Genomic DNA, 13,652 nt, shown 5'->3' with positions numbered 1-13,652 from the left:
GATTGCCGGCTTCTAGCCCCTTCCGCGATAGGGAGGGACAGACTGATCGGGAACCCAGGTTCCGGCTGGCAGCTCTCCCACTGCCCAAAATACGTCGATTGGAATGCCGCCGCGTGGATACCAGTAACCGCCGATCCTGAACCAGCGCGGCTCGAGCAAGGCGACAAGGTCCTTGCCAATGCGCAAGGTGCAATCCTCATGGAACGCGCCATGATTGCGATATGACGTCAGATAAAGCTTGAGCGATTTCGATTCGACGAGCCAGGCGCCCGGCAAATAATCGATCACGATAAGCGCGAAATCGGGCTGACCGGTCACCGGGCAAAGCGAGGTGAATTCGGGCGCAGTGAAGCGGGCGACGTAATTTTGCCCTTCATGGGGGTTCGGCACGCGCTCAAGCGTCGCCTCATCCGGCGATTGCGGGTTCTCGACGCTATGGCCGAGCAGGCTTGCCCCGGTGTGAAACTTGACCATCCGAAACCTCACAAAATGAATCAGGGGCCGCCTTCGGTGACTCTTGCGGTGGCCAGGTCCGCAACTGCGCGTCGGCGGCGCCGTGCCGGAAAACGCTCTATCTCGAGGCCATCTTCCGCCACTTGGCCTCGATCCGCGCCGTTATCGCCTTCACCCTCGCGTCATGCGCGGCCCAAAAGGCTCGGCTCACGGCCGCGGTCCGGATGGGCGGCGGGCCGCGTCTGGCCGCACGCGATCTGCGCGGCGGCCGCTCGATCGCGACGAACGGCGCCGAAACGCCATCGGCCAAGGCTGAGCCGATGGACGCCAAATGCGCCCGCGCCCGCCCGCAATAAGTCAATGAGAGAGGGGACATGACCTCCTCGCCATGGCCGGCGCGATATTTCATCAAGGCCCGGCACAAGTCGCCGTTCGCCAGACGCCAAGCCTCCGCGAGATAGGTCACGCCATAGTGAATATTGACCTCGGGCCTGGCGAGCTCCGCCAGATCGCCCTTGAAGCCAAGCATCGCGGCCGTATCGGGAAGCACCTGCATCAGGCCGATCTCGCCGGCGCCGCCAATGACTGTTGGATCATATCCGCTCTCAATCGCGGCGACGGAATCGGCTATGTCCGGCGGCAAGCCGTTCTTCTCGGCTTCCCTTATGAGAAGGGCGCGGTAAGTCTTACGTCCGTCAGTGGCTTCTCGCGCCTCGCCGGCTTGCTCATTAAGCTTGTGCTCAACATTATCCTGAGGCTGATTGAAAAATTTGATCGGCCTGGGAGGCGGCGTTGGCGGATCTTCCGAAAGCGGATTCGCCGCCGCCTGCGTCACGAAGCCGGCAAACAAAATGCCCATAATGACAAAGGCGATGTTTTTTTCCGGCGGCACGTGAGCCTCTCCACAGGAACGCGGCGATGCTAGTCTAGAAAAGTTTAACGAGGACCTCTCCCGGTTGACCGAAGCCCTTTTTTCCGGCCCCGCTTCGTCGTAAACGTCTTACCCTATTCGTCCCCCTTACAAAAGGAACTGCTATGACAGCGATCATCGACATTGCCGCGCGTGAAATCCTGGATAGCCGCGGCAATCCCACCGTCGAGGTCGAAGTTACGCTGGAAGATGGATCGACCGGGCGCGCCGCCGTGCCTTCCGGCGCTTCGACAGGCGCGCATGAAGCCGTCGAACTGCGCGATGGCGACAAGAAGCGTTACGCGGGCAAGGGCGTCTTGAAAGCGGTCGAGAGCGTCAATCGCGATATTTTCGAGGCGCTGAGCGGTCTCGACGCCGAAGATCAGGGCAAGATCGACGCGATCATGATCGCGCTCGACGGCTCGCCCAATAAAGCCAAGCTCGGCGCCAACGCCATCCTCGGCGTTTCGCTCGCCGTTGCCAAGGCCGCCGCGGACGTATCGGGCCTGCCGCTCTATCGTTACATCGGAGGGGTGCAGGCGCGAGTGCTGCCGGTGCCGCAAATGAATATCATCAATGGCGGCGCTCACGCCGACAATCCAATCGACTTTCAGGAATTCATGATCCTGCCGCTCGGCGCTCCTTCCCTGAAAGAAGCCGTGCGCTGGGGCGCGGAAGTCTTCCATGTCCTGAAGGGCGCATTGAAAAAGGCCGGACACAACACCAATGTCGGCGACGAAGGCGGCTTCGCGCCTAATTTGCCCTCCGCCGAGTCCGCGCTCGATTTCTTGCTCAAGTCGATCGAGGACGCAGGCTTCAAGCCCGGCCAAGACATAGCGCTCGGGCTCGACTGCGCCGCGACCGAATTCTTCAAGGACGGCAAATATGTCTATGCTGGCGAGGGCAAGACCCGCTCGCTCGATGAGCAGGCGCAATATCTAGAGAAGCTTCTCGCCGGATATCCGATCGTTTCGATCGAGGACGCCATGTCCGAGGATGATTGGGAAGGCTGGAAAATCCTGACTGATCTTCTCGGCTCGAAAGTTCAGCTCGTCGGGGATGATGTTTTCGTCACCAATGTGGAGCGCCTCGCCGAGGGCATAGCGAAGGGCGTCGCCAATTCTATCCTCGTCAAGGTCAACCAGATCGGCACCCTGACCGAAACGCTCGCCGCCGTGGATCTGGCGCAGCGTGCGGGCTATACGGCGGTCATCTCGCATCGCTCCGGCGAGACGGAGGATTCGACAATCGCGGATCTCGCTGTCGCAACCAACGCCGGCCAGATCAAGACAGGCTCGCTCTCGCGGTCTGAGCGGCTCGCGAAATATAATCAGCTGATCCGGATCGAGGAGGAGCTCGGCTCGCAAGCCCGCTTCGCGGGCAGGGGGGCTTTCAAGGCTTTGGCCTAGCAGCTATCGGCAGCGGTTCGTCGAGTTTTTAAAGCGACGACTTCGGTTCGCCCGATCATCGTCAGGCGCCGCGACCGCTTGCGCCATCGCTCTACGAACCGCTCCGCTTCAATGTCTTCGGCTGTGCATGAAAACCCGTTCTAGGCTGCGGCGCAATGACCATCGAGTCGCTCGACTGGCAAGTGATTGCGACGGTCGCGACCTTCGTAGCGACTTATGCCGGCGTCGCTCTCGGCCGGATTCCGGGATTCCGCATCGATCGCGCCGGCATAGCGCTCCTTGGCGCGAGCGCGATGATCGCGGCGGGCGTGCTGAGCCTCGAGGACGCTTTCAACGCGATTGATCTCGACACGATCGCCTTGCTCTTAGGCATGATGATCATCGTCGGGCAATTGCGAGTCTCGGGGTTCTTCGAGCTTGCGAGCCGTTTCGCCATTCAGCGCGCGCGTGGGCCGGTCGTGCTCCTGGCCGCGATCGTCATCGTCACCGGCTTTTTCTCCGCCTTTCTTGTCAATGACGCGATTTGCCTGGTGATGACGCCGCTTGTGATCGAGGTCGCCCGCGTGCTGCGCCGTAATCCAGTACCTTACCTGCTCGCCGCCGCGATGGCGTCCAATGCGGGCAGCGTCGCGACCTTTACCGGAAACCCGCAGAATATGATCATAGGGATAGCGTCCCATATTCCCTATGCCGATTTCGCCGCGCGGCTCGCGCCGGTTGCGGCGGCGGCCCTCGCCCTGATCCTATGCCTCGTCGGCCTGTTTCATCCGACCGAATTTTCGACGCCCTTTGCGACAGTTCCAAAGCAGGCGCGGCCGCGTCAACACATCCGTCAGATCCGCAAAGGGCTGCTGGTCAGCGCCTGCGTCGTCGTCGCGTTTTTCCTTGGCGTTCCAATCGCCAAAGCGGCGATCATCGGCGGCTCGATCCTGCTCGTGTCGCGCGCGGTAAACCCACGGAAAATTTACGCAGGCATCGACGGCAGGCTGTTGCTGATGTTCGCTGGGCTGTTCATCGTCGTCGCGGCCGCCGAAAAAATACTCCTCTCTCAACAGGTCATGGCGGCGACGCAGCAGCTTCATCTCGAAAACGCCTGGATCCTATCCGCCGCAACTGCGCTCCTGTCCAATCTGGTCAGCAATGTTCCGGCCGTCCTGGCCTTGAAACCCTTCATAGCGGACTTGGCCGATTCGCATCGCGCTTGGCTGATCGTCGCGATGAGCTCGACGCTCGCCGGCAATTTGACGCTGATCGGTTCGGTCGCAAACCTCATCGTCGCCGAGCGGGCGAAGGCCGCCGGCGTCAAAATCTCATTTCTCGATCATTTGAAGGTCGGCTTGCCTTTGACGGCGCTCAGTCTCGCTTTCGGAACATGGTGGCTCGCGCGCTAGTCGTCGAGTCGGCAACTTCCAGAGCGTTAATTGATCGCTAACCTCGATCGGCGAGTTTAAGCTATGGTTAGCCACAGGCGCGTGCGCGCAATTCTTTACCCCCTGGTCCTTTACTGCGTCTCGGGCGCCGTCGCCGGCTATTTCATCTGGCACGCGGTGAACGGCGAGCGCGGCTTGAAGACCAAGGACGAATATGAGCAGCGCATCGCGACATTGCGCGATCAATTGCGAGGGCTCAAGGACGAGCGCGCGGTCTGGGAGCGCAAGATCGCCTTGATGAAGGGCGCAACCATCGACCGCGATCTCCTGGAGGATGAAGCCCGTGCGCTTCTTGGACGCGTCGATCGAAACGATCTGGTCGTGTTCTTGCCGCGGCCGGGCAATGCGGCCCAGCCGCGCGGTCGACGGCCCGAAATGTCGCCTTGACGGATATTCGGCTAAGGCAAGCTTGGCTCAGTACATTTTTGCGTCATAATCGTAGATTGGGCATTTCGGCGCAGGATGTAACAAAGCGTTGTCTTGTCACGCATCCTCGCGCGCCTTTTAAAGCTCGCTTTTGTGGGTGAGCTGCGCTATTTTTTCTTTGCTTTTCAGTCCCTGTTCCGCCCGTCCCGAGGGCTTCTCATGACCGCAGCATCCTCCGCCGCCCGCGCCAAGGCCACGCCGCAGAAGTCTCCAATCGCGGGTGGGACGACCGTCGCCTTCACCAAGGAAGACGAGCTCGCGGCTTTTCGTGAGATGCTGCTGATTCGTCGCTTCGAGGAAAAGGCCGGCCAGATGTATGGCATGGGCCTCATCGGCGGCTTTTGCCATCTCTATATCGGTCAGGAGGCGGTCGTCGTCGGCATGAGGATGGCGGCGAAGGAGGGCGATCAGACAATCACCGGCTATCGCGATCATGGCCATATGCTCGCCTGCGGCATGGATCCGAAAGCCGTCATGGCCGAGTTGACCGGGCGGCGGAGCGGCGCCTCGAAGGGCAAGGGCGGCTCCATGCACATGTTCTCAATCGAGAAGCGCTTTTACGGCGGCCACGGCATTGTCGGCGCCCAGGTTCCCCTCGGCACCGGGCTCGCGTTCGCCGATCGTTATCGCGACAATGGCAATATTTCCTTTACCTATTTCGGCGACGGCGCGGCGAACCAGGGCCAGGTCTACGAGAGTTTCAACATGGCCGAGCTCTGGAAGCTTCCGGTCGTCTACGTCATCGAGAACAATCACTACGCGATGGGCACTTCGGTCGAACGATCTTCCGCGCTCACCGATTTTTCCAAACGCGGTCAGTCCTTCAACATTCCCGGCGAGCAGGTCGACGGCATGGATGTGCGCGCGGTGAAAGCCGCCGGCGTGCAAGCGGCCGATTGGTGTCGCGGCGGCAATGGACCGATCATTCTCGAAATGCAGACCTACCGGTATCGCGGCCACTCAATGTCCGACCCCGCGAAATATCGTTCAAAGGAAGAAGTGCAGAAAATGCGCGAGGAGCATGATCCCATCGAGCAGGTGCGGCTGCGCCTCATCGCCAATAAGCAGGCGAGCGAGGAGGAGCTCAAGGAGATCGACGCCGGGGTCCGCGCGATCGTTGCGGAAGCCGCCGATTTCGCCTCGCATGATCCCGAGCCCGATCCCGCCGAATTATGGACGGACGTGCTGCGCTGAAAGCGCGTGACGGTTTCGAGGACCCGATATGGCGACCAATGTTCTCATGCCCGCGCTTTCTCCGACAATGGAGCAAGGCAAGCTCGCCAAATGGCTGAAGAAGGAAGGCGACTCCGTGCGCTCCGGCGACATTCTCGCCGAGATTGAAACCGACAAGGCGACCATGGAGGTCGAGGCGGTCGACGAAGGCACGCTCGCCAAGATCCTGGTGCCGGATGGAACCGACAATGTCGCGATCAATACGCCGATCGCTGTCATTGCCGGCGTCGGAGAAGACGCTTCGTCCGCGGCGGCGTCAGCGTCCCTCGCGCCTGCTCCGAGCGCCGGCGCAGGGAATGGCCCGGTCCTTGTCGAGAAATCCGAGAAGGCGCCGCCGGCAAGCACCAAAGCGGTTTCGCTCCCGCCGGCTTCCGGTGCGCCGGCCACGTTAGAAGCGCGTGAAATTCCGAAAGGCGCGGCCATGATCGCCATGACCGTGCGCGAAGCCCTGCGCGACGCGATGGCCGAAGAGATGCGCCGCGACGACAGCGTGTTCATCATCGGCGAGGAGGTCGCCGAATATCAAGGCGCCTATAAGATCACCCAGGGGCTTTTGGAGGAATTCGGCGCGCGGCGCGTTGTTGACACGCCGATCACCGAGCATGCTTTCACCGGGCTTGGGATAGGGGCGGCGATGGCCGGCCTCCGCCCGATCGTCGAGTTCATGACCTTCAACTTCGCCATGCAGGCGATGGACCAGATCGTCAATTCGGCCGCCAAGACGCATTATATGTCCGGCGGCCAGATGAGCTGTCCGATCGTCTTTCGCGGCCCCAACGGCGCGGCGGCGCGGGTGGCGGCGCAGCATAGCCAGGATTACGCCTCCTGGTATTCCCATATTCCGGGCCTCAAGGTCGTTGCGCCCTATTCGGCAGCCGACGCCAAGGGCCTGCTGAAGAGCGCCATTCGCGATCCGAATCCGGTTATCTTTCTCGAAAATGAGATCCTTTACGGCCATACGTTCGACGTTCCGAAACTCGACGATTTTCTCATTCCGATCGGCAAGGCGCGCATCGCGCGCCAAGGCAAGGATGTGACCATTGTCTCCTTCAGCATCGGCATGACCTACGCCCTGCAAGCGGCTGCGGAGCTGGAGAAAGAGGGAATTGACGTGGAGGTCGTGGATCTGCGCACGCTCCGCCCCATGGATAGCGCGACAATCATTCAGTCGGTCCAGAAGACCGGGCGCTGCGTCACCGTCGAGGAAGGCTGGCCGCAAAGCGGCGTCGGGGCCGAGATCATGGCGAAGATCATGGAAGAAGCTTTCGACTATCTCGACGCGCCGGTCGTTCGGATCACCGGCCGCGATGTGCCCATGCCTTACGCCGCCAATCTCGAGAAGCTCGCTCTTCCGAATGTCGGAGAAGTCATCGCCGCGGCGAAAGCGGTTTGCTATCGATAGAATGCGCATGGCTGAAGCGACGAACGAAATCATTCTCGAATTCCCCAGGCCCATCCGGTCAGATGTTTCCGACATGATGGCCGATGTCCGTGAAATAATAGTCGTTCAGGTCGAGTTCCCTGACCCGCCCGCCCCGCCCCTCCACCCGATCTTTCAACCAACCGCGCCTTTGCTCAGAGCCGCCTAAAACCTCAGAGTTTTTGGCGCTCTCTATAATTTTGAACTCGACGCGGATCGACCGATCCGCCATCATGAAAACGTTCAAGCGAAGCTTGCCCATCACTGCTCGAGAAGGTTTTTAGGGATGTAAAGTTCTGAAGAACACTCTCAAGGCCGAAAGTAATGCACATGGCACAATCATTTAGATACGTCTTAAAACAGGCCAAGGGCCGTGTACGGCAGAATTTTAACACAGGCGCAATCCGATCTGCGGCCGCTGTGGTACATATTAGTGCTGGAGAGGTTCAACTTTCGGGTACGTCAGAGGTGTCAGGCCCAGGCGGGATTGTTCAGCAAAATTTTATTTATCACTTAGGAGACGCCAACGTATGGGTAAGTAATATAAGCCCTCATTGGAACAGTCATTTCAACGGCGAGCCCGGTGGGGTGGAATTCATACTCCATGTGGATAACGCAACGCCGCTGGATGTTGCGGTAACTATCACCGTCGAAGATGACGCGCCTATTAGCATAAGTGGCTTTTGAAAACGCTACGGCAATTCCGCGCGGGCCTTTACGGCGCAAGCTAGGCTCGTGCGCTTGCGGCGGTCTCACGTCACCATAGAAATCGGGCGGCGCAACGATCTACAATGCGACCGACCCCGATTTCAGGCAGGACTTCGTCAGCTCCGACAAGGAGAGCGGCAGATGGAAGGAATCCTTCGCCGCTCGAACTCGCTGACCACCCATGATGAAGTGAGCCTTCCATGCCCTTCAACATTCTGATGCCCGCGCTTTCGCCGACGATGGAAAAGGGCAATCTCACCCGCTGGCTAAAGAAGGAAGGCGACAAGGTCAGATCCGGCGACGTTCTCGCCGAGATCGAGACTGACAAGGCGACCATGGAAGTCGAGGCCGTCGACGAAGGCGTGCTCGCCAAGATCGTCGTACCCGACGGCACAGCCGACGTCCCGGTCAATGACGTCATTGGTTTGATCGCGGGCGAGGGCGAAGACGCCAAATCGGTCGCCTCGCGCGGGGCTTCGCCGCAACCTTCCGCCGCCGAGGCTCCAGCCGCGCCGCCGCCGCATGAGGAGCATGTGGAAAGAGCCTCCGCGCCAGCGCCGATTGCTGCTACCTCGCTCAACGGTCAATCGGGCGAGCGCATTTTCGCCTCGCCTTTGGCCCGCCGCATCGCCAAAGAGTCCGGGCTCGATCTCGCCGCGCTCAAAGGCTCGGGGCCGCATGGCCGCATCATCGAGCGCGACGTGAAGGCAGCCTTGACGCAACCTGCGGCGCCTTCTGCTGCTCGAGAGGGGCGGGAGCCGTCGCCTCCCGTGGTCGCGCCTTCGGCGTCGGACGACCTTATCAAATCCTATTTCGCACAAGGCTCATTCGAGGAAGTCCCGCATGACGCCATGCGAAAGGCGATCGCGCGCCGGTTGATCGAGGCGAGCCAGACGATTCCACATTTCTATCTTTCAGTCGATTGCCGGCTCGACGCGCTCCTGGCCCTGCGAGAGGCGATCAATTCCGCCGCGCCAAAAAACAAGGACGGCGCTCCCGCTTACAAAATCTCGGTCAATGATTTCATCATCAAGGCGCTGGCGCTGGCTCTCATCCGCGTGCCGGACGCCAATGTGACCTGGACCTCCGCCGCCATGTTGAAACATCGCCGCGCCGACATTGGCGTCGCGGTTGCGATCCCCGGCGGATTGATCACGCCGATTGTCCGCGCGGCCGAGAGCAAAACTCTTTCGGCAATCTCAACCGAAATGAAGGACTTCGCTGCGCGCGCAAAAATCCGCAAGCTGAAGCCCGAGGAATATGAGGGGGGCTCGGCGGCGGTCTCCAATCTCGGCATGTTGGGCGTCAAGAATTTTTCCGCCATCATCAATCCGCCCCAAGCCTCGATCCTCGCGGTCGGCGCGGCGGAGCGGCGTGTGATCGTCAAGGATGGCGCGCCGGCCATAGCTACGATCATGAGCGTGACGCTTTCGACCGATCATCGCGCGATCGACGGGGCCTTGGGGGCAGAGTTTCTGGCCGCGTTCAAGGACTTGATCGAGAACCCGATGGGGATGCTGGTTTGACGGCGATTTCCGCCGGCGTCCGCGTTGCCGGCATAGCAGTCGGCTCCCCAAATTAAGGGAGGCGAGAAGAGGCGGCCTATGGCGGACCCTTATGACATCCTCATCATCGGCGGCGGACCTGGCGGCTATGTCGCCGCAATCCGCGCCGCGCAGCTCGGCTTCAAGACGGCGGTCGTCGAGCGCGAGCATCTCGGCGGAATCTGCCTCAACTGGGGCTGCATTCCCACCAAGGCCCTCCTGCGCTCGGCGGAGATCTTCCATTACTTGAACCATGCCAAGGACTATGGCCTCATCGCCGACGGCACGATCGGCTTCGATCCAGCCGCCGTCGTCAAGCGCTCCCGTGCCGTGTCGGGCCAGCTCAACAGCGGCGTCGGATTTCTGCTCAAGAAGAACAAGGTCGATGTGATCTGGGGCGAGGCGACGATTTCCAAGCCGGGCGAGGTTTGGGTCAGCGCCTCGAAGAAAACGCCGATGCAGCCGCAGGCCCTGGTTCCCAAGGGCGTTCTCGGCGCAGGGGCTTACGAGGCCAAGAATATCATCATCGCGACCGGGGCGAGGCCGCGCGTGCTGCCAGGCCTCGAGCCTGATGGCAGGCTCGTCTGGACCTATTTCGAAGCCATGGTTCCGGACCGGTTTCCGAAATCCCTTCTCATCATGGGCTCGGGCGCGATCGGGATCGAATTCGCCTCCTTCTATCGGACGATGGGCGCCGAGGTGACGGTCGTCGAAATTCTGCCGCAAATTCTGCCGGTGGAGGATGCGGAGATCGCCGCCTTCGCGCGGAAGCGATTTGAAAAGCAGGGGATCACGATCCTCACCTCAACCAAAGTCACAGGAATCGAAAAAAAATCGGATGGGATCGTCGCCACGCTCGAGGACGCCGACGGCGCGACGCGGACGGTCGAAGCGGAGCGGATGATCTCCGCCGTCGGCGTCGCCGGCAATGTGGAAAATCTCGGGCTCGAACAGCTTGGCGTGGCGATCGAACGCGGTGTTATCACCGCCGATGGGTTCGGACGGACCAATGTCGATGGCATTTACGCCATCGGCGATGTCGCGGGCCCGCCCATGCTCGCGCATAAGGCCGAGCATGAAGGCGTGATCTGCGTCGAGGCCATCAAGGGCCTCAATCCGCATCCGCTGGACAAGACGATGATTCCGGGATGCACCTATTGCAACCCGCAGGTGGCGTCTGTCGGCCTCACGGAGGCCAAAGCAAAAGAGGCCGGCTTCGAGGTGAAAATCGGTCGCTTTCCCTTCATCGGCAATGGCAAGGCGATCGCGCTTGGCGAGCCCGACGGGCTCACGAAAACAATCTTCGACGCCAAGACCGGAAAGCTTCTCGGCGCCCATATGGTCGGGGCCGAGGTCACCGAATTGATTCAAGGCTTTGTCGTCGCCATGAATTGCGAAACGACCGAAGCCGAACTGATCAATTCAATCTTCCCGCATCCGACCATCTCGGAAACGATGCACGAAAGCGTGCTCGACGCTTATGGGCGGGCAATTCATAAGTAGTAGCAAAATGAGGCTGGATCGCCGCAGTCGGCGCCGGCGGAGCCAGTCCGGCGCCCAACAAATCGAGGCCGATATGATTTTCCGCCGCTGGCTCCTTATTTCTGTGATGACGGCGGCGTGTTGGCTCTTTTCATGGTCCGCTCGAGCGGAGGCCCAGAATTTTCAAGATGTGCTTTCGGCTGTCACAATGGATTTCACCGGCGACGGACAGAAAGGACGCGCGGTGTTGGTGCAGAATAAGGACGACGAAGCCGACCTCTACATTTACCTTTCGAAGGACGAAGCTGCATCTGAATCAGTCTTGGCGCTTGCAGAGATGAAAAAAGGCGTCGCATTCAGCGGCGCCATGTGGGGCCAGCTCCCTTCGCTCGACATCAATGGAAAGGGATCGCTGCTGATCAAATCGGGCAATGAATCGATCGGGCGGGACCGATGGACCCAATCCCTCACCGTGGTCTATCGCAACAAGGAATTCCTGATCGGCGGGATCGCTTATACGGCGAGGGACACGCTCGATCCGAAGGGCGGGGGCTCTTGCGATCTCAACCTTCTTTCCGGCAAAGGGCTGCGCAACGGCAAGCCGGTCGAGGCGAAGCTCACGCCGATCAAGCTCGCGGATTGGTCGGACGAAAAACTGCCGAAGGAATGCCAGTTTTGACGGCGCGACGAGTCGATTGGGACCTTCAAGGGCAGGCGGTTAGCTAGGCAGCCAACGATCGCCAACCTTATGATAATGTTTTTTGACCGCCGCCCAGGCGACGCGGAAGGCGATTTCTTCCTGGCGTGGGTCGCCTCGATATTCGTCATAAGCGTTGTTGAACGCCGCGCGAAAAATATCCTGCGCATGCGAGGGCAGATGATCGCGCACGGACGGCGGCAGATCTTCATTGCTCGAATAGGGCATCTGGGTCGGAACTCGCGAGCGCTTCCGAAGCGCAAACCAGGATATTTTTCAAACTTCCGGCGTGCAAGTGACGTTCGGCCATCCGCTCCCTATCTTCAGGGGAAAGGCTAGAAACGCGCCGCCCGATGCAAATGGCGTTGTTGGAGAAAATGACGAATGGCTTCGGACTCCGATCTGCTTGGCCTGAACGAAAAGCTTGAGGCGCGGCCCCGCCATCCCGAAAAGGCGCATCGGCCGGATCAACCCGCGCCGCATAAGCCCGCATGGATCAGGGTCAAGGCGCCGGGCTCGCCGCAATGGGCCGCGACCCGCAAGATCGTCAAGGATCATGGCCTCGTCACCGTCTGCGAGGAGGCCGGCTGCCCGAACATCGGCGAGTGCTGGGAGAAAAGACACGCCACCTTCATGATCATGGGCGACACATGCACGCGGGCCTGCGCTTTCTGCAATGTTAAGACCGGCCTGCCGCGCCCGCTCGACCCAGATGAGCCGGCCCATATCGGGGACGCCGTCGCCAAGCTCGGACTTGCGCATGTGGTTATCACCTCTGTCGATCGCGACGACCTCGCCGATGGCGGGGCAGGGCATTTCGCGGAAGTGATCGCGGCGATCCGCGCGGCGAGCAGCGCCACGATCGAGGTTCTGACCCCGGACTTCTTGCGCAAACCGGGGGCGCTCGAGACGGTCGTCGCCGCAAAGCCGGATGTGTTCAATCACAATCTCGAAACGGTCCCGTCGAAATATCTCGAAGTTCGTCCGGGCGCCCGCTATTTCCATTCGATCCGGTTGCTGCAGCGCGTCAAGGAGCTGGATCTGGAGATGTTCACCAAATCCGGAATCATGGTCGGCCTCGGCGAAGAACGCGAAGAAGTGCTGCAGCTGATGGACGACTTGCGCACGGCGGATGTGGATTTCCTGACCATCGGCCAATATCTTCAACCGACCAAGAAGCACCACGCGATTGCGCGTTTCGTCCCGCCGGAGGAATTCGCATCTTACGCGAGCCATGCCCTCGCCAAGGGCTTTCTTCTGGTCTCGGCCTCCCCCTTGACGCGTTCTTCGCATCATGCCGGAGAAGATTTCGCCAAGCTCAAGGCCCAACGCGCGGCCTTGCGGCGGGGGAGTTGAGCGGCTAGAGCTTTTCGCCTTCAACTCGAGCATGCTCATCAGCCGGGGCGGCGCATGAGCGAAAGCGCATATCCTCAATTCTCATGCTGTGACGCTGCGTGCCTTCCTTCCAAACCACCCACCGGGTCCGCCATAGCGCGGCCGAGATGTTCGACCTCGTGTCCGATGTGGAGACCTATCCGCAATTCGTGCCGCTGTGTCTTGCCTTGCGCGTGCGCCGGCGCAAAGAAGATCAAGGGGTTCTGACACTTATCGCCGATATGCAGGTCGGCTATAAGGCCATTCGCGAGACATTCACGAGCCGAGTGTCCTGCGATCGATCCCGCCTCGAAATTCTCGTTGAATATATCGACGGCCCTTTCAAGCATCTCGAAAATCGCTGGATTTTTCACGATCAAGGCGATGGCCGCACGTGCGTCGTCGAATTTCACATTGACTATGAATTCAGGAGCCGCGCGCTCAGTCTGCTCATGGGTGGAATGTTCGACGCGGCGTTTCGAAAGTTCGCGGAAGCCTTCGAGCGGCGCGCCGACGTTGTCTATGGCTCGACTGCGTGATCTTGCCGCGCGAATGATGGCGTCGCG

General features: G+C 60.4%; 14 protein-coding genes. 10 read left to right on the top strand and 4 right to left on the bottom strand.

What is annotated here, in order from left to right; all coding sequences use genetic code 11:
* Positions 1–12: 12 nt before the first annotated feature.
* Both queF and RZS28_RS16805 read right to left on the bottom strand, forming a co-directional pair.
* On the bottom strand, positions 13–474 hold the full coding sequence (queF, locus tag RZS28_RS16810) for a preQ(1) synthase (protein ID WP_407338875.1): 462 nt from the start codon (positions 472–474) through the stop codon (positions 13–15).
* Positions 475–571: 97 nt separating this feature from the next.
* Entirely contained in the window at positions 572–1,345 is a 774-nt protein-coding gene (locus tag RZS28_RS16805; protein WP_407338874.1) for a lytic transglycosylase domain-containing protein, read from the bottom strand.
* 143 nt (positions 1,346–1,488) lie between these two features.
* Between RZS28_RS16805 and eno the strand changes: the two genes are divergently transcribed.
* The 5 genes from eno to RZS28_RS16780 all read left to right on the top strand — a co-directional run bounded on the left by eno (position 1,489) and on the right by RZS28_RS16780 (position 7,263).
* Positions 1,489–2,772 carry a phosphopyruvate hydratase gene (gene eno, locus RZS28_RS16800; RefSeq protein ID WP_407338873.1) on the top strand — a complete coding sequence of 428 codons (1,284 nt, stop codon included), beginning with the start codon at positions 1,489–1,491 and terminating at the stop codon, positions 2,770–2,772.
* Positions 2,773–2,927: 155 nt separating this feature from the next.
* Complete coding sequence (locus tag RZS28_RS16795; RefSeq protein WP_407338872.1) at positions 2,928–4,163, top strand: SLC13 family permease; 1,236 nt, start codon at positions 2,928–2,930, stop codon at positions 4,161–4,163.
* 63 nt (positions 4,164–4,226) lie between these two features.
* Positions 4,227–4,589, top strand: a complete 363-nt coding sequence (locus RZS28_RS16790) for an FtsB family cell division protein (RefSeq protein WP_407338871.1) — start codon at positions 4,227–4,229, stop codon at positions 4,587–4,589.
* A gap of 198 nt (positions 4,590–4,787) precedes the next feature.
* On the top strand, positions 4,788–5,822 hold the full coding sequence (gene pdhA / locus RZS28_RS16785) for a pyruvate dehydrogenase (acetyl-transferring) E1 component subunit alpha (protein WP_407338870.1): 1,035 nt from the start codon (positions 4,788–4,790) through the stop codon (positions 5,820–5,822).
* Positions 5,823–5,850: 28 nt separating this feature from the next.
* Positions 5,851–7,263 (top strand): pyruvate dehydrogenase complex E1 component subunit beta, encoded by a 1,413-nt coding sequence (locus tag RZS28_RS16780; protein WP_407338869.1) that lies wholly within the window; start codon positions 5,851–5,853, stop codon positions 7,261–7,263.
* 58 nt (positions 7,264–7,321) lie between these two features.
* Here the strand turns inward: RZS28_RS16780 and RZS28_RS16775 are convergent, their stop codons facing one another.
* Positions 7,322–7,543 (bottom strand): hypothetical protein, encoded by a 222-nt coding sequence (locus tag RZS28_RS16775; protein WP_407338868.1) that lies wholly within the window; start codon positions 7,541–7,543, stop codon positions 7,322–7,324.
* A 646-nt stretch (positions 7,544–8,189) separates the two neighbouring features.
* Here RZS28_RS16775 and RZS28_RS16770 point away from each other — a divergent pair.
* The 3 genes from RZS28_RS16770 to RZS28_RS16760 all read left to right on the top strand — a co-directional run bounded on the left by RZS28_RS16770 (position 8,190) and on the right by RZS28_RS16760 (position 11,694).
* On the top strand, positions 8,190–9,515 hold the full coding sequence (locus tag RZS28_RS16770; RefSeq protein WP_407338867.1) for a pyruvate dehydrogenase complex dihydrolipoamide acetyltransferase: 1,326 nt from the start codon (positions 8,190–8,192) through the stop codon (positions 9,513–9,515).
* Between the two features lie 78 nt (positions 9,516–9,593).
* Entirely contained in the window at positions 9,594–11,036 is a 1,443-nt protein-coding gene (gene lpdA, locus RZS28_RS16765) for a dihydrolipoyl dehydrogenase (protein WP_407338866.1), read from the top strand.
* Between the two features lie 187 nt (positions 11,037–11,223).
* On the top strand, positions 11,224–11,694 hold the full coding sequence (locus tag RZS28_RS16760) for a hypothetical protein (protein WP_407338865.1): 471 nt from the start codon (positions 11,224–11,226) through the stop codon (positions 11,692–11,694).
* A gap of 39 nt (positions 11,695–11,733) precedes the next feature.
* Here RZS28_RS16760 and RZS28_RS16755 read toward each other — a convergent pair whose 3' ends face one another.
* Positions 11,734–11,940, bottom strand: a complete 207-nt coding sequence (locus RZS28_RS16755; protein ID WP_407338864.1) for a ChaB family protein — start codon at positions 11,938–11,940, stop codon at positions 11,734–11,736.
* 156 nt (positions 11,941–12,096) lie between these two features.
* On the opposite strand from RZS28_RS16755, the gene lipA reads away from it, so the two are divergent.
* Positions 12,097–13,068 carry a lipoyl synthase gene (gene lipA, locus RZS28_RS16750; RefSeq protein WP_407338863.1) on the top strand — a complete coding sequence of 324 codons (972 nt, stop codon included), beginning with the start codon at positions 12,097–12,099 and terminating at the stop codon, positions 13,066–13,068.
* A 98-nt stretch (positions 13,069–13,166) separates the two neighbouring features.
* Positions 13,167–13,625, top strand: a complete 459-nt coding sequence (locus tag RZS28_RS16745) for a type II toxin-antitoxin system RatA family toxin (protein WP_407338862.1) — start codon at positions 13,167–13,169, stop codon at positions 13,623–13,625.
* The last annotated feature ends 27 nt before the right edge of the window (positions 13,626–13,652 follow it).

It is taken from the genome of Methylocapsa polymorpha, from assembly GCF_045689225.1.
Lineage (GTDB): Bacteria > Pseudomonadota > Alphaproteobacteria > Rhizobiales > Beijerinckiaceae > Methylocapsa > Methylocapsa polymorpha.
This window is presented reverse-complemented; position numbering and strand designations above follow the sequence as displayed.